This is a genomic window from Streptomyces sp. NPDC089799, from assembly GCF_040684755.1.
Taxonomy (GTDB): Bacteria; Actinomycetota; Actinomycetes; order Streptomycetales; family Streptomycetaceae; genus Streptomyces.
The window spans coordinates 20,133-41,323 of record NZ_JBFBGR010000012.1 but is presented as its reverse complement, the minus strand read 5'-3'; the positions used below and the strand labels follow the sequence as shown (position 1 = coordinate 41,323).

Sequence of the window (21,191 nt, the reverse complement as noted above, 5' to 3'; positions counted from 1 at the left end):
CGACTCCCCAGGTGAGTACCCCCCGTGTGGACAGCCGAAGTACCGCGGTGTGGGCAGGCGTCCCGCAGGGCGATGGGGGTCCCCCCTGTTCGAGCGCAGCCGAGAACTTGGGGGAGGGTGGGCACACCGGGACACCCCGGCCGACGGCCGTACCCCGCCCAGCCCGAACCCCGGAACGGGTCCGGGGCGGAGCCACGGTTTCGGGATGGGGGTCCCCCCGGACGGAGTCTGGGGAGGGCGGGGTGGGGGCATGGCACCGCGCAGCGGCCACGCCCGAGGCGTAGCCTCCGCAGGGCGCACCCCGCAAAGCCCCGCAGGACCAAGGCACCCCGCAAAGCCCCGCAGGGAACCGGTGGTTACCGCGAGCGGGGTCCGCTCGTTGGGCTGACCAGGTGGCGCACCGGCCACCCGGCCAGCCCCCGAGGACCCCATGCCCGCGCACACCGACCCCGGCCCGGACGACGGCACGGCCGTCGCCCTGCCACCCCTCGCCGGCGGAGCCGAAGGCGCTGCCGCCCTGCGGCCCCTCCTCGGCAGCGTCCTCGCCGCCCTGGAGCACGGCGCAGCCGCACGCCGCGGGCCGCTGCCGGCCGGCGGGCCGGACGCCGTCACCGGCGCCGTCGAGGCCGCACTCGCCGGGCCCGGCGTGCTGCCGGAGCACGGCACCGGCCCCACCGAAGCCCTCACCACCCTGGTCCGGCTCCTCGCAGCAGGCGCCGCGGACCCCGCGGACCCCCGCTGCGCCGCCCACCTCCACACCCCGCCGCTGGCCCTCGCCGCCGCCGCGGACCTGGCCGCCTCCGCCCTCAACCCCTCCCTGGACTCCTGGGACCAGGCCCCCGCCGCCTCCGCCCTGGAAGCCCGGCTCACCCGCACCCTCGCCGCCGGCGTCTACCCCGGCCGGGCCGACCCCGACGCCGTCGTCACCACCGGCGGCACCGAGTCCAACCAGCTCGCCGTACTCCTCGCCCGCGAACGGCACACGCGCCCCGGAGGCCCCCCACTCGCCGTCCTCCACGGCGCCAACGCCCACCACTCCGTCCCGCGCGCCGCCTGGCTCCTCGGCCTCCCCCCGGCCATCGCCCTGCCCACCCCCGCGGGCACCCTCGACCCCGCCGCACTCGACGAAGCCCTCGCCGGCCTCACCGGCCCCGTCCTCGTCACCGCCACCGCGGGCACCACCGACGCCGGGCTCATCGACCCGCTCCCCGCCCTCGCCGACCTCTGCGACCGGCACGGCGCCGAACTCCACGTCGACGCCGCGTACGGAGGACTCCTCGCGCTCAGCGGCAACCCCCGCCACCGGGCCCTCCTCACCGGCCTCGACCGCGCCCGCTCGATCACCCTCGACCTGCACAAACTCGGCTGGCAACCCGTCGCCGCCGGCCTCCTCGCCGTCCCCGACACCGGCCACCTCACCCCCCTCGGCCACCAGGCCGACTACCTCAACGCCACCGACGACACCGAAGCCGGCCTCCCCGACCTCCTCGGCCGCTCCCTCCGCACCACCCGCCGCGCCGACGCCCTCAAGATCGCCACCACCCTCCGCGCCCTCGGCCGCGACGGCCTCACCCGGCTCCTCGACCACACCCTCCAAGCCGCCCACCGGCTCGCCGCACTCCTCGAAGCCCACCCCCGCTTCGAACTCCACGCTGCGCCCACCCTCAGCACAGTCCTCTTCCGCCCCACCGGCACCACCGACGAAGACCTCGCCGCCCTCCGCCGCACCCTCCTGCACGGCGGCCACGCCGTCCTCGGCCGCGCCACCGCCGCCGGCCGCCTCTGGCTCAAGGCCACCCTGCTCAACCCCCACACCACGGAGGCGGACCTCCACGCCCTCGTGACCCTCCTGGAAGGCAGCACCCACCGATGACCGCCCAGCTCGATGCACCCCACGACCTCGTCGGAATCGGCATCGGCCCCTGCAACCTCGCCCTCGCCGCCCTCGCCGACGGCACCCCCGGCGGCCTCGCCACCGCCTTCTACGACCAGGCCCGCGACTTCCACTGGCACCCCGGCCTCCTCCTCGACGGCGCCACCCTCCAAGTCCCCTTCCTCGCCGACCTCGTCACCCTCGCCGACCCCACCAGCCCCTGGACGTTCCTCAACTACCTCAAGCACAAGGAACGCCTCTTCCCCTTCTACTTCGCCGAGCGCTTCCACATCCACCGCGCCGAATACGACGCCTACTGCCGCTGGGTCGCCGGCCGCCTCCCCGGACTCCACTTCGGCCACCAGGTCGACGCCGTCCGCTGGAACCACGAACGCGACCTCTTCGAAATCGACTACACCCAACTCGACGCCGACGGCGAAGCCGAAGCACTCGGCCGCACCCACACCCGCCACCTCGTCCTCGGCATCGGCACCGCCCCCAACATCCCCGAACCCCTACGCCCCCTCGCCGACGCCCCCACCGTCCCCGTCATCCACTCCGCCGACTACCTCGACAACCGCGAACGCATCCTCGGCGCCGAACACGTCACCGTCATCGGCTCCGGCCAGTCGGGCGCCGAAATCTTCCTCGACCTGCTCCGCGCCCGCCCCGCCGGCCGCGAACGCCTCCACTGGCTCGCCAGAACCCCGGCCTTCGCCCCCATGGAGTACTCCAAGCTCGGCCTGGAACACTTCACCCCCGACTACACCCGCTTCTTCCACGCCCTCCCCGAACCCGTCCGCGACCGCCTCGTCCCCGCCCAATGGCAGCTCCACAAGGGCATCGACGCCACCACCATCGCCGCCATCCACGACGAGCTCTACCGACGCACCCTCCACGGCGGCTGGCCCGACACCGTCCTCACCCCCGGAGTCACCGTCCGCACCGCCGGCCGCATCGCCACCACCAAGATCGAACTCCACCTCGAACACACCCAGCAGGGCACCCGCTCCCGCCTCACCACCCACGCCGTCGTCCTCGCCACCGGCTACCGCGAACGCCCCCTCGACGGCCTCCTCGCCGGCCTGGGCCCCTACATCCGCAAGGACTCCACCGGCCGCCCCCGCATCGACGAACACCACCGGATGGTCCTCGACCCCGCCATCACCGGATCCGTCTTCGTCCAGAACGGCGAACGCCACACCCACGGCGTCGGCGCCCCCGACCTCGGCCTCGCCGCCTGGCGCGCCGCCACCATCCTCAACACCCTCACCGGCAAGAACCCCTACCCCCAGCCGGCCCGCACCGCCTTCACCACCTTCGGCCTCGACCAGCGGGAACACGCCCGCCCCCACATCCAGGGCGACCTGCTCCCACTGGTCGAACAACCCTGACGACTACGCGAACACCGGCACGCCCGCCCGCGTCAGCCTCCAGTCCACCGAAGCGAACTGCGCCGGGTCCACCGTCCCCTTCGCCTTCACCCACGAAATGATCGTGTTGCGGATCTCATCCGAGTTCGCCCACAACTGCCGGGCACCGGGCACGTGCGGGAAGTTGCCGCCACCCGAAGCCCGGTAGTTGTTCACCGCCAGCACGAACTGCGCCGCCGGATCCACCGGCTTCCCCCCGAACGCCAGACCCACGATCCGCGAACCCTTCGGCTGCGCGATGTCGATCTCGTACGACAGCCCGTACACCGCGTCGTAGTTGTAGTCCGGGACGCCCTCGGCGTTCGTCAGCTTCGCCGGATCCACCACCTCACCCGGCGCGGTCTGCACGTAGTACCGCGCCGAATACTCCAGATAGTCCTTCAGCTGCGCACCCGTCAGCAGCCGCGCCTCCAGGGTGTTCTCGAACGGGTACAGGCCCGCCGCGTCCCGGATCGTCACCTGACCGGACGGGATCACCGCCGACCGCGAGAAGCACGAGGCCTGCGACAGCACCGGCAGCGCCCCCCACTCCGTGCCCGCCAGCGCCGCCCTCACCGTGTCCGCCTGCACATGGTTGATCAGATCGATGATCGGCACGTCCTTCACCGGACCCTCGGCCGAGGACATCGCCTGCGTCGAGGTACCGATGACCTGGTTCACGTACGCGACCACCTTGCGGTGCTCGTCACCCAGCAGCCGGGTGATCTTCGGGTCCTCCTCCACCGCGTTCGAGTTCAGCACCTTCGCCGACACCGAGGACACCGCCCAGCGGCCCCGCTCCCACGTCAGCCCGAAGTCGAACAGGGTCAGCCGCTGCCCCCACTTCAGCGGCTCCGACAGCACCACGTCCTTGCCGGTCGCCTTGTTCTTCACCCGGTACTCCGGGATCTCCGTGTGCGCGTGGCCCACCAGGATCGCGTCGATCCCCGGCACCTGCTCCGCCACCAGCGCCGCCGCGTTCTCGATGTACGGCAGCTGGTCCCCGTACGACGACGTACCGCTGGAACCCGAGTGCGCCGAGACGATCACCACGTCCGCACCCATCGACCGCAGCCGCGGCACGTACTTCGCGGCCTGCTCCTCCAGGCCCGGGAAGGTCATCTTCCCCTGGACGTTCTGCTTGTCCCAGATCGCGATCCCCGGATTCGTCAGACCCAGCACCGCCACCTTCACGTCCCGCCCGCACGGCGTCCGCAGCCGGTGCATGCTGTACGGCGCGAACGCCGGCCGCAGCGACTTCGCGTCCAGCGCGTTCGCACCCAGCAGCGGGAAGTCGCACTGCTCCTCGAACTTCCGCAGCACCGGTATGCCGTAGTTGAACTCGTGGTTCCCCAGCGCCGCCGCGTCGTACCCGATCGCGTTCATCGCCTGCGCCATCGGATGCACCGGCCCGCGCCGGGCCGTGATCGGGTCCACCTTGGCGTAGTAGTACGACAGCTGCGTGCCCTGGATCGTGTCACCCGCATCGATCAGCAGGGTGTTGCCCCGGCCCTTCTCCGCACGCACCTGCTCCACCAGCGTGGAGATCTTCGCCAGACCGACGTCGTTGTGCGCCTTGTCGTCGAACTCCTTGTCCGTGAAATAGTCCCAGTTGAAGACGTTTCCGTGCAGATCGGTCGTCCCCATCACGGTGAACGCGTACGTCCGCGGCTTCGCGGCCCGCTGCGACTCCGCGGCTGCCGCCGGAGAGCCCGCGGCCCCCGCCAGCGCCACGGCCGCACCGGTCGCGGCCGAAGTACCCAGAAACGTCCTACGGTCGAACGCCATGCCATCTCCCCTTGTGAGGCGTATCAGTGAGGCGTGAACAACGCGCGTAGATTCTGCCCCCGAACGGGCGACGGTGCGAGAGTGACCTTCATGACCCTGGACACGGCACCCCAGCCCTACGGAACCCCCGAAGTGCCCCGCGTCGCCGTCCGAGGCGAAGCACGCCTCGAAGTCGACCCCGAAATCGCCCGCATCGGCATCACCGTCAGCGCCCGCGGCACCGACCGCCGCACCGCCCTCGAAGACCTCACCCGCCGCAACAACACCGTCCTCGACCTCATCAAGAGCTACGGCGACCCCGTCGAGAAGATCGAAACCGGCGCCTTCTCCATCACCCCCGAACTCACCCGCCACGGCCGCGGCGAACGCATCCGCGCCTACCACGGCCGCGTCCACATCACCGCCGAACTCAACGACTTCACCACCCTCGGCGAACTCACCACCCGCCTCGCCGACCTCGAACTCACCCGCGTCGACGGCCCCTGGTGGGCCCTGCGCCCCGACTCCCCGGCCCACGGCCAGGCCCGCCGCCAGGCCGTCCTCGAAGCCGTCCAGCGCGCCCGCGAATACGCCGAAGCCCTCGGCGCCCGCCTCGCCGCCCTCGTCGAACTCGCCGACCTCGGCGCCGAGAACGCCACCCCCGTCGCCATGGCCGCCCCCGCCGGCATGATGCGCTCCATGGCCTACGGCGGCGGAGAGGAAGCCGCAGCCCCGCCCCTCGACCTCGAACCCCAGCGCCAGACCGTCTACGCCCAGGTCAACGCACGCTTCACCATGACCCCGCCACAGCTCTGAAAAACCCTCCGCCCGACCCACCCCGGGGGTGCTCATCAGAGCACCCCCGTGCCCATTCAACATTTGTCAACAACCTTTTCCCCAAAGGTTGTTGAGCAGACATCCACACCCCACTTCCTACCCCCCGGTAGGGCATACGCTCGGCCCATGCGCCGAGCGAAAATCGTATGTACCCTGGGCCCCGCCACCGACTCATACGACCAGATCAAGGCCCTGGTCGAAGCCGGAATGGACATCGCCCGACTCAACCTCAGCCACGGCACCTACGCCGAACACGAGGAGCGCTACCAGCGCGTACGCAAGGCATCCGACGAAGCCGGCCGCAGCGTCGGCATCCTCGCCGACCTTCAAGGCCCGAAGATCCGCCTCGGCCGCTTCCGCGAAGGCCCCGTACTCCTTGAACGCGGCGACGAATTCACCATCACCGTCGAGGAAACCGAAGGCGACCGCCACACCTGCGGCACCACCTACAAGGGCCTCGCCACCGATGTCACCACCGGCGAACTCATCCTCGTCGACGACGGCCGCGTCACCCTCGAAGTCACCGCCGTCGAAGGCCCCCGCGTCCACACCACCGTCATCGAAGGCGGCATGGTCTCCGACCACAAGGGCCTCAACCTCCCCGGCGTCGCCGTCTCCGTCCCCGCCCTCTCCCACAAGGACATCGACGACCTCCGCTGGGCCCTCCGCACCGGCGCCGACGTCATCGCCCTCTCCTTCGTCCGCAACGGCCACGACATCGAAGACGTCCACCGCGTCATGGACGAAGAAGGCCGACGCATCCCCGTCATCGCCAAGATCGAAAAACCCCAGGCCGTCGACAACATCGAAGAAATCGTCGCCGCCTTCGACGGAATCATGGTCGCCCGCGGCGACCTCGGCGTCGAAATGCCCCTGGAACAAGTCCCCATCGTCCAAAAGCGCGCCGTCAAACTCGCCAAGCGCAACGCCAAACCCGTCATCGTCGCCACCCAAATGCTCGACTCGATGATCGACAACAGCCGCCCCACCCGCGCCGAAGCCTCCGACGTCGCCAACGCCATCATCGACGGCACCGACGCCGTCATGCTTTCGGGTGAAACCAGCGTCGGCAAACACCCCATCGAAACCGTCCGCACCATGTCCCGCATCGTCGAAGCCGCCGAAGAAGACATCCTCGCCAAGGGCCTGCCCCCACTCACCGACCACAGCAAACCCCGCACCCAGGGCGGCGCCGTCGCCCGAGCCGCCGCCGAAATGGGCGACTTCCTCGGCGCCAAATTCCTCGTCGCCTTCACCCAGAGCGGAGACACCGTCCGCCGCCTCTCCCGCTACCGCTCACCCATCCCCCTCCTCGCCTTCACCCCCGACCCCGCCACCCGCGCCCAGCTCAACCTCACCTGGGGCGTCGAAACCTTCCTCGGCCCCCACGTCGGCTCCACCGACGCCATGGTCGCCCAGGTCGACGAAGAACTCCTCCGCATCGGCCGCTGCACCCCCGGCGACACCGTCGTCATCACCGCCGGCTCCCCGCCCGGCGTCGCCGGCTCCACCAACCTCGTCCGCGTCCACCACATCGGCGACGCCGTCCGCTGACCCCCGGCACTCCACGCCAACCCGGCCGATCCGGCCCACCCAGCCGTCCCGGCCCACCCAGCCGTCCCGGCCCCGCACCCCGGCCAACCCGGGGACACGGGGGCCGGGGGCCGACGGACGGCCCGCCCGACCCGCACGGGCCGCCACACCCGCTACAACACCTCGCGTATCAGGCGCACAGCCTCAGGCAGCTCCAACCGGCTCTCACCCGTACTCGGGAAATGCCCGCCCGATGCCGTCACCGTCGCCGTCGCACCCAACTCCGTCACGAACCGCATCACATGCTCCGCCGTCCGCGCACCCGTCACCGGATCGTCAGCCGCATGCAACACCCGGAACTCCCGCGCCGCCGCACGGATCCGCACCCAGTCGAACTCCGGCTCGAAGAACGCCGCCAGCGCGTCATACCCCACCTCCCCGGACATCGACGCCACGAACACCACCCCCGCGAACGCCCCCTCGGCCTCCGTGTCGTGCCGCTGGAGCGCCCTCAGCACATTCACACCACCCAGACTGTGCCCCACCAGCACCGTCTCCCCGGCCGGCGTGCCCCCGGTCTCCGCCTCCAGCGCCTTCACCCACACATCAGCCTCCGGCGCGAACGGCTCCGGGAAGTCCGGCACCCGCACCTCATGGCCCTCGGCCGACAGCTCACCCGCCACCGAGCCGTACCAGTGCTCACCACCGGTCATCCCGTACCCGTGGTTGATCACGACCTTGCCCATGACTCTTCCCCCTTGAACCCATAGAACCCGACAGCAGGAGTCTTCCGCCGTCCCGGTCAATCGAAACGCTACGCAGCGTTTCGATTTGAGGTTAAGGCTAGGGTGATGCCGTGTCAACCAACCCGGACAGCACCCAAGGCCGACCCCGCACCGGCGGCCGCAACCGCAACGAAGACGCCCACCACTCCGTCCTCGAAGCCACCACCGCACTCCTCATCGAGAACGGCTACGGACCCCTCACCATCGAAGGCGTCGCCAAACGCTCCGGCGTCGCCAAGAGCACCATCTACCGCTGGTGGAAATCCAAGCCCGACCTCGTCATGGACGCCTACGCCCACGAAACCGCCACCCGCGTCCCCGAACCCGACACCGGCACCCTCACCGGCGACCTCACCGCCTTCCTCACCGACCTCTACCTCATCGGCAACAGCCCCACCCGCACCAAAGCCCTCACCGGCCTCATGGCCGAAGCCCAACTCGACCCCGCCTTCGCCCAACCCTTCCGCGCCTGGACCGCCACCCGCCGCGACATCGTCACCCACCTCCTCACCCGCGCCGTCACCCGCGGTGAAATCCCCGCCACCACCGACCTCGCCCACGCCACCGACCTCGTCTTCGGCCCCTTCTGGTACCGACTCCTCATCGGCCACGCACCCCTCGACCCCGCCCAGGCCGAAGCCCACGCCACCACCGTCCTGCACGGCCTCATGACACCTTCGACCAAAAGCCTTTGACCTCAACCGCACTTGAGCCCCTACCGTCCACACCATGACGATCAAGGACTACCCCCAGGACCGGCTCGCCGCCCAGCCCATCGGCTACTGGAGCGGCGAAACGTACCGCCTCGCCGTCGGCGGCCTCCGCGCCGCCCTCGCCGAAGAAGACCTCGCCCAGCCCCACTGGTGGACCCTCAACCACCTCGCCGGCGCCCCCGGCACCTGGACCCGCCCCGCCCTCACCGCGAAGCTCACCCGCTTCGACGACCAGGACCACGACTTCGAAGCCGTCTACGCCGACCTCGCCGCCCGCGGCTGGACCACCGAAGCCCCCGACGGCACCCTCACCCTCACCGCCGAAGGCGAAGCCGGCCGCGAACGCGCCCGCTCCCGCAACGCCGCCGTCCACCACCGCATGCACGAGGGCATCGACCCCGCCGACTACGCCGCCGCCCTCAACGTCCTCCGCCGCATGATCCACAACCTCGGCGGCGACGCGGACCTCCCGTAGTGATCAGTACTTCGGCCCGACATGCGCGTCCATGAGCGCGACGCAGGCCTTGCGGGCGACAGACACGTTGTACGGCTGGCCGTGCCTGGTGCAGTTGGTCCACATAACGCCGAGCTGGTCGAGCGTGTCCGTGAAGAGCTTCCGGATATCGTCAGAGACGTTGGTGAACCAATAGCGCGGGTACTCGTAGCGCTTGCCGTTCCTGACGGTCCAGTTCGTGATCCGGCAGCCGTCGGAGTGGATGAGTCCGCGGATGAACTCCCATGGGTGGGCATCCACGATTTCCTGCTGCCAGCTTTCGAGGGCTATCAGGCGGTCGTGCTTCTTGCCGGGTCCGTGTTGCGGGAACATGCAGGGGAGGTGCTTCGAGTACACCTTGATGTTGTGGGCGCCCTTCGTGCGGACACGGCACGTTGAGTGGCGTGGGAACACCGCCTTGATCGAGGCCTCTGCCTCGTCCTGGATGCCCGGCCAATGGTCGTCCAGCGTGATCATGAGGCTCGGGACCCGATGGCCTGCGTAGTGACTGATGTGCCCGTCTCCCAGGTAGAGCCCCAGAAGGTAGGAATAGGCGCGTTGGTCGAGAGGTAATCCGTCACATCGAGAACAGTCGGGGACGTGTCGTCCGGGGCACTCGCCGCGCTTGGCCCGGTCGACGTGCTTCCAGTAGCCGACTGTGCCGACCGGTAGGTTGAGCCGACGGGCGACCTCGGCGTTCTTGGTGCCATTGCGCAACAGGGACAGCGCTGTCTGTCGTACTTCCAGTGAGTGGAACTGCATAGAGCGACAATGAGTGACGAGGCGTGCCCGTGCGTAGCAAAAAGCGAACGTTCACACGAAGGTGAACGTCCGCTTCTCAGACTGGTGCCGGGTGCGGGATTCGAACCCGCACGCCCTTTCGGACAAATGCTTTTGAGGCATCAGCGTCTGCCATTCCGCCAACCCGGCAGGGTCATGTCGGAGTGTACCGGCTACGTGTGCGACGTTGCTCCTAGGTAGGCTCATGCAAGCAGTACCGCCCGCAACGAGGAGCCCCCGTGACCGCCCCCGAGACGCCGAACCCCGACGCCGACCAGTCGCACGTTCCCCCGCTGACGACCCGGGTCGTCATCGCCGAGGACGAGGCGCTCATCCGGCTCGACCTGAAAGAGATGCTGGAGGAGGAGGGGTACACCGTCGTCGGTGAGGCCGGGGACGGGCAGACGGCCGTCGAGCTGGCCCGGGAGCACCAGCCCGACCTGGTGATCCTCGACGTGAAGATGCCCGTGCTCGACGGCATCTCCGCGGCCGAGAAGATCGCCGAGGAGTCCATCGCCCCGGTGCTGATGCTGACCGCGTTCTCGCAGCGCGAGCTCGTCGAGCGGGCCCGGGACGCCGGTGCCATGGCGTACCTGGTGAAGCCGTTCAGCAAGAGCGACGTCGTGCCCGCCATCGAGATGGCCGTGTCGCGGTTCTCGGAGCTGAAGGCGCTGGAGAAGGAGGTCGCGGACCTCTCCCAGCGGCTGGAGACGCGGAAGCTGGTGGACCGGGCGAAGAGCGTGCTGCAGACGCAGTACGGGCTGACCGAGCCGGCGGCGTTCCGGTGGATCCAGAAGACCTCGATGGACCGGCGGATGTCCATGCAGCAGGTCGCCGAGGCGGTCATCGAGGACGCCGAGGAGAAGAAGAACGCCGCGAAGCAGCAGTAGGGCGCCACGAGTACGGCACGAGTACGGCGAAGGGCCCGCCTCCCCCGAGGGAGGCGGGCCCTTCGGTGTGTGGGCGAGGGGTCAGTCCTCGCCGAGGTACGCCTTGCGGACGTCCTCGTTGTGGAGCAGGTCCTGGCCGGTGCCGGAGAGGACGATCTTGCCGATCTCCATCACGTGCGCCTGGTCGGCCAGGGAGAGGGCCGCCTGGGCGTTCTGCTCGACGAGCAGGATCGTGGTGCCGGTCGCCTTGAGCTCGGCGACGGTGGCCATGATCTTCTGCATCATCAGCGGGGAGAGGCCCATGGACGGCTCGTCCAGCATGAGCAGCTTGGGCTGGGACATGAGCGCGCGGCCCATGGCCAGCATCTGCTGCTCGCCGCCGGAGAGGGTGCCGGCGGCCTGCTTACGGCGTTCGCCCAGGATGGGGAACATGTCGTAGGCGCGCTGGATGTCCTTCTCGATGCCTTCCTTGTCGCTCCGCAGGAACGCGCCGAGCTGGAGGTTCTCGGCGATCGACAGCCGCGGGAAGATGTGCCGACCCTCGGGGGAGTGGGCGAGTCCCAGGGAGACGATCTTGTGTGCGGGGACGGTGTTGATCGGCTTGCCGTCGAAGGTGACGGTGCCGGCCTTGGGCTTGATGAGGCCCGAGAGGGTGCGGAGGGTGGTGGTCTTGCCGGCGCCGTTGGTGCCGACGAGGCAGACGATTTCGCCCTCGTTGACCTCGAAGGAGATGCCCTTGACGGCCTCGATCTTGCCGTAGGCGACCTTGAGGTCCTCGACCTTGAGGAGTGCGGTCACTTGGCCTCTCCGTCCGTGCTGGTGGTGCCGGTGGTGCCGGTGGTGCTGTCCGCGTCGGCGGCCGGGGTGGCGGCTTCCTCGGCGGGGGTTTCCGGGGCGTCGGCATCGGCGTCGGCCTCGGCATCCGCGTCGGCCTCGGCCTCGGCAGCCTCGGTCTCGGCCACGGGGGCCTCAGCCTCGGCGACCTCGGTCTCGGCCTCCGCCTCGGCGGCCTCGGGCTCGGCCGCAGCAGCCTCGGCGGTCTCCGCCTCCGGCTCCGCAGCCGCAGCCGCAGCCGCGGCCTCCGCCGCGTGCGCCTCGGCCGCTTCGACCTCGGCGGCCTCTTCCTCGCCCGGCGCGCCCTCGAAGGGGGTGCCGAGGTAGGCGGCGATGACGCGCTCGTCGCCCTGGACTTCCGCGGCGCTGCCCTCGATGAGCTTCTGGCCCTGGACGAGGCAGGCGACGCGGTCGCAGAGGTTGAAGATGAACCGCATGTCGTGCTCGATGACGAGTACGGCGATGCCCATGTCGCGGATGGCGAAGATGAGCTCTTCGGCGGCGCGGGTCTCCTGCGGGTTCATGCCGGCGGTGGGCTCGTCCAGCAGGATCAGGCCGGGGTCGCTGGCGAGGGCGCGGGCGATCTCCAGCTTGCGCTGCTCGCCGTAGGGGAGGTTCTTCGCCAGGTGCTGGGCCTTGTGCTCCAGGCCGATGAACTCCAGGAGTTCCATGGCGCGGGCCTCGCTGGCGGCTTCGGCCTTCTTGAAGCCGGGGCCGCGCAGGAGGGCGGACCAGAGGCCTTCCTTGGTGCGGGTGTGGCGTCCGACGAGGACGTTCTCCAGCACCGTCATGTTGTGGAAGAGCCGGATGTTCTGGAAGGTGCGCGCGATGCCGGCCTGGGTGACCAGGTGGGGCTTGGGCGGCAGGACGGTGCCCTTGTAGCTGACGGTGCCCTCGGTGGGCACGTACAGGCCGGTGAGGCAGTTGAAGAAGGTGGTCTTGCCGGCGCCGTTGGGGCCGATGAGGCCGACGATCTCGCCCGCGTTCACCTTGAGGTCGACGCCCTTGACCGCGGTGAGGCCGCCGAAGCGCATGGTGACGCCGCTGGCTTCGAGGACGGTCTCGCCGGCCGGGGTGGCGGCGGGCTTGGTGGTGGTGTCGGTGGTGGTCGTCATGGTGTCACGCACCCGCCTTGGCCGTTGCCGGGCCGGTGGGGGCCTGGTCGGCGGTGTCGTCGTGGTACTCGAGCTTCGCGCGCTTGTTGGCGATGAGGCCCTCGGGGCGGAAGCGCATGAGGAGGATGAGGGCGAGGCCGAAGCCGAGGAGCTGGTAGTCCTGGAGGAACTGCAGCTTGGCCGGGATGAGGAAGAGGAGCGCCGAGCCGAGGATGGGGCCGCGGATGGTGCCCATGCCGCCGAGGATGACGGCGGCGAGGAGGAACGCGGAGTTCGGCGGCACGGGTCCGGCGAAGACGTAGTTCTCGGGGACCACGGTGGTGTTGACGTGGGCCTGGACGGTGCCGGCGAGCCCGGCGAGGGCGGCGCCGAGGGCGAAGGCGATGAGCTTGACGCGGAAGCCGTTGATGCCCATGGCGGTGGCGGCGGTCTCGTCCTCGCGGATGGCGACCCAGGCGCGGCCGATGCGGCTGTTCTGGGCGCGGGAGAAGACGACGATGACCACGGCCATGACCAGGATCATCAGGAGGTAGTAGTTGGCGTAGGCGCCGAGGGTGACCCCGAGGATGGTGTGCGGCTCGCCGAAGTTGTAGCCGAAGAATTCGAGCTGGGGGATGTTCGGGATGCCGTTGGGGCCGTTGGTGATCTTCGGGCCGGAGGTGCCGTCGAGGTTGCCCATGGCGATGCGGAAGATCTCTCCGAAGCCGAGGGTCACGATGGCGAGGTAGTCGCCGCGGAGGCGGAGGGTGGGTGCTCCGATGACGACGCCGAAGACCAGGGAGGCGGCCATGCCGGCGAGGACGGAGGCCCAGAAGGGGAACTGGACGCCGAAGGCGGAGGAGGCGGCGCCGGAGACGAGGGCCGCGGTGTACGCGCCGACGCCGAGGAAGGCGACGTAGCCGAGGTCGAGGAGGCCGGCGAGGCCGACGACGATGTTCAGGCCGAGGGCGACGGTCGCGAAGATGAGGATGTTGACCGCGATGAGGGTGTACGTGTCGCCGCTCTGCTGGATGAACGGGAAGGCGATGGCCGCGGCGAGGGTGGCCGTGACGGTGACCTGGCGGTTGTTCGCGGTGATCGCCGAGAGGCGGTCGGCGAGGCCGGACTTGAAGAGGGCCAGGGTGGAGAAGGTGACCAGGATCAGGTAGGCGATGAAGAGCTGGGGCTCTTTGTCGTCGGTGTCGATGCCGAAGGTCACCACGTAGAGGCCGACCGCGAAGACCCCGGTGATGATGAGGATCTCGGCCCAGGACGGCAGCTTCTTGGCCGGGGCGGCCTTGTGGGCGTCGTCGGGCAGCTGGTACGCGGCGATCGCGGGGATGGCGGCGGCGATGACGGCGATGCCGGCGCCGGGTTCGAGGTCGACGAGGGCGCCGAGTTCGACGACGATCGCGATCGCGGTGTAGAGGGTGGTGGCCAGGGTGCCCAGGGCCATGAGCCAGGTGGCCTGGCGGGCGCCGGTGGGGGTGAGCCAGCCGAAGCCCTTGATGCCGAGTGCCGAGAGGGCGAAGGCGGCGGTGACGATCGCGCCGACCAGGGTGAGGATCTGGAGGGGGGCGGGGTAGCCGTAGATCGTCAGGTCGCCGGGGAACTCGGTGGTCCAGGTCCAGGCGAGGAAGGAGCTGATCGCGGTGGCGATGCTGCCGCCGATGATCGTGTAGAGGAGTGCGGTGGGCTTGCCGGACGAGGTGGTCTCGGCGGCTGCCTCGTAGGTGGTGTCGCTCATGGTTCTCACGCCCGATCCGCGACGCGCTCGCCGAGGAGGCCTTGGGGCCGCACGAGGAGCACGAGGATGAGGAGTACGAAGGCCCAGACGTTGGACCAGGCGCCGCCGCCGAGCTGCTCCATGCCGGGGATGTTCTCGATGTAGGCGATGGAGAGGGATTCGGCGATGCCCAGGACGACGCCGCCGACCATGGCGCCGTAGATGTTGCCGATGCCGCCGAGGACGGCTGCGGTGAAGGCCTTGAGGCCGAGGATGAAGCCCATCTCGAAGCCGATCTGGCCCCGCTCGAGGCCGTAGGCGACGGCTGCGACGGCGGCGAACGCGGCACCGATGGCGAAGGCCATGACGATGATGCGGTCGGTGTTGATGCCCATGAGCTTGGCGGTGTCCGGGTCCTGCGCGGTGGCCTGCATGGCGCGGCCGCTGCGGCTCTTGGAGACGAACATGCCCAGGCCGATCATGCAGAGCGGGGCGAGGATGAGGATGAACAGGTCCGCGCGCTGGATCATCAGGTTGTCGGTGATCTTGAAGGCTTCGCCGGTGAACTCGGGGAAGCTGCGCTTGTCCTTGGCGTTCGGGTAGAAGCCCCAGATGAGCTGCTGGAGGGCGATCGAGAGGCCGATCGCGGTGATGAGGGGGGCGAGCTTGGGGGCTCCGCGCAGCGGCCGGTAGGCGAAGCGTTCGGCTGCGGTTGCGACGGCCACGGAGGCGATCGCGCCACCGATGATCATGAGCGGGATCGCCACCAGGAGCGGGGTTCCCTCAGGGAGCCATATGTAGGTGGTGAGGGCGCCGAAGCCCCCGATCATGAAGATCTCGCCGTGGGCGAAGTTGATGAGCTGGACGATGCCGTAGACCATGGTGTACCCGATGGCGACAAGGCCGTAAAGGGCACCGAGGGCAAGGCCGTTGGCCAGCTGTTGCGGCAGTTCGTGCACCGCAGGGCCTCCGATGAGCGTGTCGGATAAGACTCCGCGCGAGGGCGCTGTTTGCGCCCTCGCGCGGCATGTTTCTTTGGTCGGTCAGGGGTGGAGCAGGGGCGACCGGCGGGGCCGGTGGGGGCCGGCCCGCCGTCCGTCGGTGTTACTTGACGGTGTCGCTCTTGACGTCGATCCACTTGCCGGCGTCGACCTTGTAGACCGTGAGCTGCTTGTTGGTGGTGTCGCCGAACTCGTCGAAGGCGACCTTGCCGGTCACGCCGTCGAAGCTGACCTTGCCGAGGGCGTCGACGACCTTGGCGCGGGCGTCGGTGGGCAGCTTGCCGCCGTTGGCGGCGACGACGGCCTTGACGGCCTGGACGATGGCCCAGCCGGCGTCGTAGGAGTAGCCGCCGTAGGCCGCGTACGGGTCCTTGTAGCCGCCGGCGTTGTAGTCGGCGATGAACTTCTTGGCGGTCTCCAGCTTCTCCACCGGGTAGCCGATGGAGGTGGCGAGGTCACCGTCGTTGGCCTCGGCGGAGGCGCTGATGAAGGCCGGGTCGTAGATGCCGTCGCCACCCATGGTGGGGATCTTGGCGCCGGTCTTCTTGATCTGGTCCGAGAGCAGGCCGCCCTCGGGGTACTGGCCGCCGAAGTAGACGGCGTCGGCGCCGGAGGACTTGACCTTGTCGGCGGTGGAGGAGAAGTCGGTCTCCTTGACCGTGACGTGGTCGGTGCCGACGATCTCGCCGCCGAGCTTCTTGAACTCCTCGGAGAAGATGGCGGCCAGGCCGGCGCCGTAGGTCTGCTTGTCGTCGACGACGTAGACCTTCTTCTTGCCGGCGTCGTTGAAGAGGTACTGGGCGGCGAACTTGCCCTGGACCACGTCGGTGGCGGCGGTGCGGAAGTAGGTCTTGAAGGGACGCTTGAACTCGCCCTTGCCCCAGTTGTCGCCCTGGGAGAGCGCGGGGTTGGTGTTGGCCGGGGAGACCTGGGCGAGGTTGGCGGAGTTGAAGACGCCCTGCATCTGCTGGGCGACGCCCGAGTTCAGGGGGCCGACGACGCCGAGAACGTCCTTGTTGCCAACGAGTTTGGTGGCGTTCGCCTGGCCGGAGGCAGGAACTGCCTGGTCGTCGAGGCCTTCGACCTTGAATTCGATGCCGGGAACCTCGTTGTTCTTGTTGGCCGTCTTGGCCGCCAGGTCAACGGAGTTCTTGATGCCCTGGCCGAGGGCGGAAAGCGAGCCGGTCAGAGGGGCGTCGACGCCGATGACGACGACGGTCTTGCCGCCGGCCGCATCGTCCTTCTTGCCGCCCTCGTCGCGCGAACCGCAGGCAGTGAGGGTCAGTGCTCCCGTGGTGATCACGGTGGTGAGGATGAGCAGTGAACGGTTGCGCACGATGATTCCTTTCCCTGGCGCGGCCCTCCTCTGATGTGAGGTGCCGTTTGTTCGCCGGGCCGCACCTGGGGGGTACACGGCCGTGCTGAGACGCGCCCGGCGGCGCGGTGACTGGCCGTGACTCTAGGCCCGAGGTGCCGAGCGCGGGGAGCGGGGAAAGGAGGATGTGACTGTCTTGTTATGCCAAGGCCAAGAATGCGTGCCGGGAGTGGGGGCAGAACGGACATTTAGTGGCGGGGGTGAGCGACCACATTCTGAGAATTACCTGTTCCGCTAAGGGGCTTGGAGGGGTGATGGTGCTGACTCTGATCGAATTCCGCCCACGGTGGCTGGATGTGTCCGAATGATTTCGCCGAGTGGGTCGTGACGGGTGGAAATGGGGGATTCCGCACGCGTTGGCATTACTGTGAGTAATGATTCCGGGGTGCGCACTTCATGATCGATCGAGTGGCTTGATCTGGTCGGTAGGGGCCGAAACCCTTCCGACCTGCGGCTCGACCGGAGGGAGCGGAGCGCCCGGAAGCCGGACAGCGTGCTCGGGAATCCGGAGAGCCGGCTCAGCTCGGCGGGCGCCAGTTCTCGGAGCTCCCCGTCGCCCCGTCCCGCTCCCGGCAGCGTTCCACGGTGAACCGGTCGATCAGCTCAAGTGCCTTGTCCCGCCCGGCAGTTCGCTCCTCGGCGCGTCCGGCTGCCACGGCGTCCTCGTGGATCGCGTACTGCTCGTTCGACAGGCCCTTCTGCTCCCAGTCCAGACCGGACCAGTAGGTGCCCTTCAGCGTCTCTTTCGCCCAGTACGAAACGAGGGCCGTGCACGTCTCCACGGGCGGGGGAGGCGTGGACGAGGGGGCCGCGGACGGGAGTTGGCCGGCCGGGGCGGAAGCGGAGCAGCCGGACAGCGCGAGCAGGGCGACTGCGGCCGAGACCAGGTGTCCGGCGCGAACGTGCGGCGGTGTCCCCATGGGGGGACGGTAGGCCGTCACCTTCGGTGACACAACCATCCGGGGCGGATCATGCCGGAGGGGCCGATTCCGGACGGTCTCCGGAACCGGCCCCTCAGGTGGTGTTCAGGGCGGGGCAGGGCGCGCGCCCGTCGTCGTACGGAACCCCGCCGTCGTAGGGAACCCCGCCGCCGTACGGAACCCCGGCGTCAGGCCCCGGAGGCTCCGACGGCCGCGCCGGCGCCGACCTCGCGCAGCAGGCAGGTCAGGCGGGCGGTGCAGACCCGCTTGCCCTCCTCGTCGGTGATGACGATCTCGTACGTGGCCGTCGAGCGGCCGCGGTGCACGGGCGTGGCGGTGCCGGTGACCAGGCCGGAGCGGACGCCGCGGTGGTGGGTGCAGTTCAGGTCCACGCCGACCGCGATCCTGGTGTGGCCGCCGTGCAGCATGGCGCCCACGGAGCCGAGGGTCTCGGCGAGGACGGCCGAGGCGCCGCCGTGCAGGAGCCCGTACGGCTGGGTGTTGCCCTCGACCGGCATGGTGCCCACGACCTTGTCGGCCGCGGCCTCCAGGATGCGGATGTCCATGCGTTCGCCGAGGTGGCCGGCCGAGAACAGCGAGGGCAGGTCGATGCCCAGGGCCGCGTACTCGTCGAGGACCTCCTGCGGGAACTTCACCGCGTGCTGCTCGCCCATGGGCCGTCTCCGTTCGTAGGGGGTGTGGGCCGCGCCGTGCCCGGGCCGCGGCCCGCGGTGGGCGGCGACCTGAGTCAACGCTCGTTAACCCACTTCCTATCAGCCTACTGAGCGGGCGCTTGCCCGGGGGTCGGTTCGAAGCGGACGATCACGGACTTGCTGGCCGGGGTGTTGCTGATGTCCGCGGTGGAGTCGAGCGGGACCAGCACGTTGGTCTCGGGGTAGTAGGCGGCGGCGCAGCCGCGGGCGGTGGGGTAGTGCACCACCCGGAAGCCGGGGGCGCGCCGCTCCACCCCGTCGGTCCACTCGCTGACCAGGTCCGTGTACGCGCCCTCGGCGAGCCCGAGGCGGTCCGCGTCGGCCGGGTTGACCAGGACCACGCGGCGGCCGCCGGTGATGCCGCGGTAGCGGTCGTCGAGCCCGTAGATGGTGGTGTTGTACTGGTCGTGGCTGCGCAGGGTCTGGAGCAGCAGCCGGCCCTCGGGGACCTTGGGGTACTCCACGGGCGCGGCGGTGAAGTTGGCCTTGCCGGTCTTGGTCGGGAAGCGGCGCTCGTCGCGCGGGGCGTGCGGGAGGGTGAAGCCGCCGGGGCGGGCGATGCGGGTGTTGAAGTCCTCGAAGCCGGGGACGACGCGGGAGATCCGGTCGCGGACGGCGGCGTAGTCGGCCTCGAACTCCTCCCAGGGGGTGGCCGAGGCCGTGCCCAGTACGGCGCGGGCCATGCGGGCCACGATCGCGGGCTCGGACAGCAGGTGCGGGGAGGCCGGGGGGAGGTTGCCGCGGGAGGCGTGCACCATGCCCATGGAGTCCTCGACGGTGACGAACTGCTTGCCGGCGGCCTGGACGTCGCGGTCGGTGCGGCCCAGGGTGGGCAGGATCAGGGCGTGCCGGCCGGTGACCGCGTGGGAGCGGTTGAGCTTGGTGGACACGTGCACGGTGAGGGAGGCCCTGCGGATGGCGGCCTCGGTGACCTCGGTGTCGGGGGTGGCGCCGACGAAGTTGCCGCCCATGGCGAAGAGGACCTTGGCCTTGCCGTCGCGGAGCGCCTCGATGGAGCGCACCACGTCGAGGCCGTGGTGCCGGGGCGAGGTGATCCCGAATTCCTTGTCGAGGGCGTCGAGGAAGGCGGGTGCGGGGCGTTCGAAGATCCCCATGGTGCGGTCGCCCTGGACGTTGGAGTGGCCGCGGACCGGGCAGACGCCGGCACCGCGGCGTCCTATGGCGCCGCGGAGCAGCAGCAGGTTGACGACCTCGCGGATGGTGGGGACGGCGTGCTTGTGCTGGGTGAGGCCCATGGCCCAGCAGACGATGGTGCGCTCGGAGGCGAGGATCATGGCCAGGGCGCGTTCGATGTCGGCGCGGGCCAGGCCGGTGGCGGTGAGGGTCTCGTCCCAGTCGGCGGTCTTCGCGGCGGCGGCGAACTCCTCGAACCCGTGGGTGTGCTCCCGTACGAAGTCCTCGTCGACGGCGCCCGCGGTGTCGAGGACGAGTTTGTTGAGGAGGCGGAAGAGGGCCTGGTCGCCGCCGATGCGGATCTGCAGGAAGAGGTCGCTGAGCGGGGTGCCGCGGAGCATGCCGAGCGGGTTCTGGGGGTTCTTGAAGCGGGTGGTGCCGGCCTCGGACAGCGGGTTCACCGCGATGATCTTCGCGCCGGCGGCCTTGGCCTTCTCCAGGGCGGAGAGCATCCGGGGGTGGTTGGTGCCGGGGTTCTGGCCGGCGACGATGATCAGGTCGGCCTGGTGGAGGTCCTCCAGCAGCACGCTGCCCTTGCCGATGCCGATGGTCTCGGTGAGTGCGGAGCCCGAGGACTCGTGGCACATGTTGGAGCAGTCGGGCAGGTTGTTGGTGCCGTATTCGCGGGCGAACAGCTGGAAGAGGAACGCGGCCTCGTTGCTGGTGCGGCCGGAGGTGTAGAAGAGGGCCTCGTCGGGGGAGCCGAGGGCGTTGAGCTCCCCGGCGATGATCTCGAAGGCGCGTTCCCAGGTGACGGGCTCGTACCGGTCGCCGCCCTCGGGCAGGTACACGGGCTGGGTGATGCGGCCCTGCTGGCCGAGCCAGTAGCCGGAGCGGTCCGCGAGGTCGGCGACCGTGTGGGCGGCGAAGAAGGCGGGGGTGACCCGGCGCAGGGTGGCTTCCTCGGCGACGGCCTTGGCGCCGTTCTCGCAGAATTCGGCGGTGTGCCGCTTGTCTCCCTCGGGCCAGGCGCAGCCGGGGCAGTCGAACCCGTCCTTCTGGTTGACCTTGAGGAGGGTCTGTGCGGTGCGCCGCAGGCCCATCTGTCCGTGCGCGATGCGGAGGGTGTGTCCGATGGCGGGCAGGCCGGCCGCGGCGTTCTTGGGGGGCGCGACCTGCGGTGCGTCCTGGACCGGGTCACCTGCGGGGGGCTTGGTCGCCATGGCGTCGCTCTCCTTCGAGCTGCTGCGCGATACGTGCACCCCGATGGTGTCACGGCCCCGGCGAATCGCCGACGCCGGATTTGTCAGT

18 protein-coding genes and 1 tRNA gene are annotated in these 21,191 nt (G+C 69.7%); 7 read left to right on the top strand and 12 right to left on the bottom strand.

Going from position 1 to position 21,191, the window contains the following annotated elements; translation table 11 throughout:
- Positions 1-430: 430 nt before the first annotated feature.
- Both AB0O36_RS15630 and AB0O36_RS15625 read left to right on the top strand, forming a co-directional pair.
- On the top strand, positions 431-1,873 hold the full coding sequence (locus AB0O36_RS15630) for an aminotransferase class V-fold PLP-dependent enzyme (RefSeq protein WP_365109667.1): 1,443 nt from the start codon (positions 431-433) through the stop codon (positions 1,871-1,873).
- Positions 1,870-3,267 (top strand): SidA/IucD/PvdA family monooxygenase, encoded by a 1,398-nt coding sequence (locus tag AB0O36_RS15625; RefSeq protein ID WP_365109665.1) that lies wholly within the window; start codon positions 1,870-1,872, stop codon positions 3,265-3,267. The genes AB0O36_RS15630 and AB0O36_RS15625 overlap by 4 nt, the downstream gene beginning before the upstream one ends.
- Before the next feature lie 3 nt (positions 3,268-3,270).
- Here AB0O36_RS15625 and AB0O36_RS15620 read toward each other — a convergent pair whose 3' ends face one another.
- A complete protein-coding gene (locus AB0O36_RS15620; RefSeq protein ID WP_365109663.1) occupies positions 3,271-5,073 on the bottom strand; it encodes a 5'-nucleotidase C-terminal domain-containing protein in 1,803 nt (600 codons plus the stop codon).
- A 90-nt stretch (positions 5,074-5,163) separates the two neighbouring features.
- Between AB0O36_RS15620 and AB0O36_RS15615 the strand changes: the two genes are divergently transcribed.
- Positions 5,164-5,868 carry an SIMPL domain-containing protein gene (locus AB0O36_RS15615; protein WP_365109660.1) on the top strand — a complete coding sequence of 235 codons (705 nt, stop codon included), beginning with the start codon at positions 5,164-5,166 and terminating at the stop codon, positions 5,866-5,868.
- A gap of 147 nt (positions 5,869-6,015) precedes the next feature.
- Complete coding sequence (gene pyk, locus AB0O36_RS15610; protein ID WP_365109657.1) at positions 6,016-7,443, top strand: pyruvate kinase; 1,428 nt, start codon at positions 6,016-6,018, stop codon at positions 7,441-7,443.
- A gap of 152 nt (positions 7,444-7,595) precedes the next feature.
- On the opposite strand, the gene AB0O36_RS15605 is transcribed toward pyk, so the two are convergent.
- On the bottom strand, positions 7,596-8,168 hold the full coding sequence (locus AB0O36_RS15605) for an alpha/beta fold hydrolase (protein ID WP_365109654.1): 573 nt from the start codon (positions 8,166-8,168) through the stop codon (positions 7,596-7,598).
- A 110-nt stretch (positions 8,169-8,278) separates the two neighbouring features.
- On the opposite strand from AB0O36_RS15605, the gene AB0O36_RS15600 reads away from it, so the two are divergent.
- Positions 8,279-8,902, top strand: coding sequence for a TetR/AcrR family transcriptional regulator (locus tag AB0O36_RS15600; protein WP_365109651.1), 624 nt, complete (start codon positions 8,279-8,281; stop codon positions 8,900-8,902).
- 34 nt (positions 8,903-8,936) lie between these two features.
- Entirely contained in the window at positions 8,937-9,395 is a 459-nt protein-coding gene (locus AB0O36_RS15595) for a MarR family winged helix-turn-helix transcriptional regulator (protein ID WP_365109649.1), read from the top strand.
- 3 nt (positions 9,396-9,398) lie between these two features.
- Here the strand turns inward: AB0O36_RS15595 and AB0O36_RS15590 are convergent, their stop codons facing one another.
- Together AB0O36_RS15590 and AB0O36_RS15585 are read right to left on the bottom strand one after the other, a co-directional pair.
- Complete coding sequence (locus AB0O36_RS15590; RefSeq protein ID WP_365109646.1) at positions 9,399-10,175, bottom strand: helix-turn-helix domain-containing protein; 777 nt, start codon at positions 10,173-10,175, stop codon at positions 9,399-9,401.
- 82 nt (positions 10,176-10,257) lie between these two features.
- Positions 10,258-10,343, bottom strand: a tRNA-Leu gene (locus AB0O36_RS15585).
- An 89-nt stretch (positions 10,344-10,432) separates the two neighbouring features.
- Between AB0O36_RS15585 and AB0O36_RS15580 the strand changes: the two genes are divergently transcribed.
- Positions 10,433-11,083: a response regulator gene (locus AB0O36_RS15580; protein WP_365109644.1), complete on the top strand. Its 651-nt coding sequence runs from the start codon at positions 10,433-10,435 to the stop codon at positions 11,081-11,083.
- 81 nt (positions 11,084-11,164) lie between these two features.
- On the opposite strand, the gene AB0O36_RS15575 is transcribed toward AB0O36_RS15580, so the two are convergent.
- The 8 genes from AB0O36_RS15575 to AB0O36_RS15540 all read right to left on the bottom strand — a co-directional run bounded on the left by AB0O36_RS15575 (position 11,165) and on the right by AB0O36_RS15540 (position 21,103).
- The gene (locus AB0O36_RS15575; RefSeq protein ID WP_365109641.1) at positions 11,165-11,881 is read right to left on the bottom strand and encodes an ABC transporter ATP-binding protein; all 717 of its coding nucleotides are present in this window, start codon (positions 11,879-11,881) and stop codon (positions 11,165-11,167) included.
- Positions 11,878-13,032, bottom strand: a complete 1,155-nt coding sequence (locus AB0O36_RS15570; RefSeq protein WP_365109639.1) for an ABC transporter ATP-binding protein — start codon at positions 13,030-13,032, stop codon at positions 11,878-11,880. Before AB0O36_RS15570 ends, AB0O36_RS15575 begins: the two co-directional genes overlap by 4 nt.
- 4 nt (positions 13,033-13,036) lie before the next feature.
- Positions 13,037-14,758 (bottom strand): branched-chain amino acid ABC transporter permease, encoded by a 1,722-nt coding sequence (locus AB0O36_RS15565; RefSeq protein ID WP_365110112.1) that lies wholly within the window; start codon positions 14,756-14,758, stop codon positions 13,037-13,039.
- Positions 14,759-14,763: 5 nt separating this feature from the next.
- Positions 14,764-15,696, bottom strand: a complete 933-nt coding sequence (locus tag AB0O36_RS15560) for a branched-chain amino acid ABC transporter permease (RefSeq protein ID WP_365109636.1) — start codon at positions 15,694-15,696, stop codon at positions 14,764-14,766.
- Between the two features lie 145 nt (positions 15,697-15,841).
- Positions 15,842-17,074, bottom strand: a complete 1,233-nt coding sequence (locus AB0O36_RS15555; protein WP_365109633.1) for a branched-chain amino acid ABC transporter substrate-binding protein — start codon at positions 17,072-17,074, stop codon at positions 15,842-15,844.
- 557 nt (positions 17,075-17,631) lie between these two features.
- A complete protein-coding gene (locus AB0O36_RS15550) occupies positions 17,632-18,033 on the bottom strand; it encodes a hypothetical protein (RefSeq protein WP_365109630.1) in 402 nt (133 codons plus the stop codon).
- 188 nt (positions 18,034-18,221) lie between these two features.
- Positions 18,222-18,707, bottom strand: a complete 486-nt coding sequence (locus tag AB0O36_RS15545; protein WP_365109627.1) for a hotdog fold thioesterase — start codon at positions 18,705-18,707, stop codon at positions 18,222-18,224.
- 104 nt (positions 18,708-18,811) lie between these two features.
- On the bottom strand, positions 18,812-21,103 hold the full coding sequence (locus AB0O36_RS15540) for an FdhF/YdeP family oxidoreductase (protein ID WP_365109624.1): 2,292 nt from the start codon (positions 21,101-21,103) through the stop codon (positions 18,812-18,814).
- Positions 21,104-21,191 lie beyond the last annotated feature (88 nt).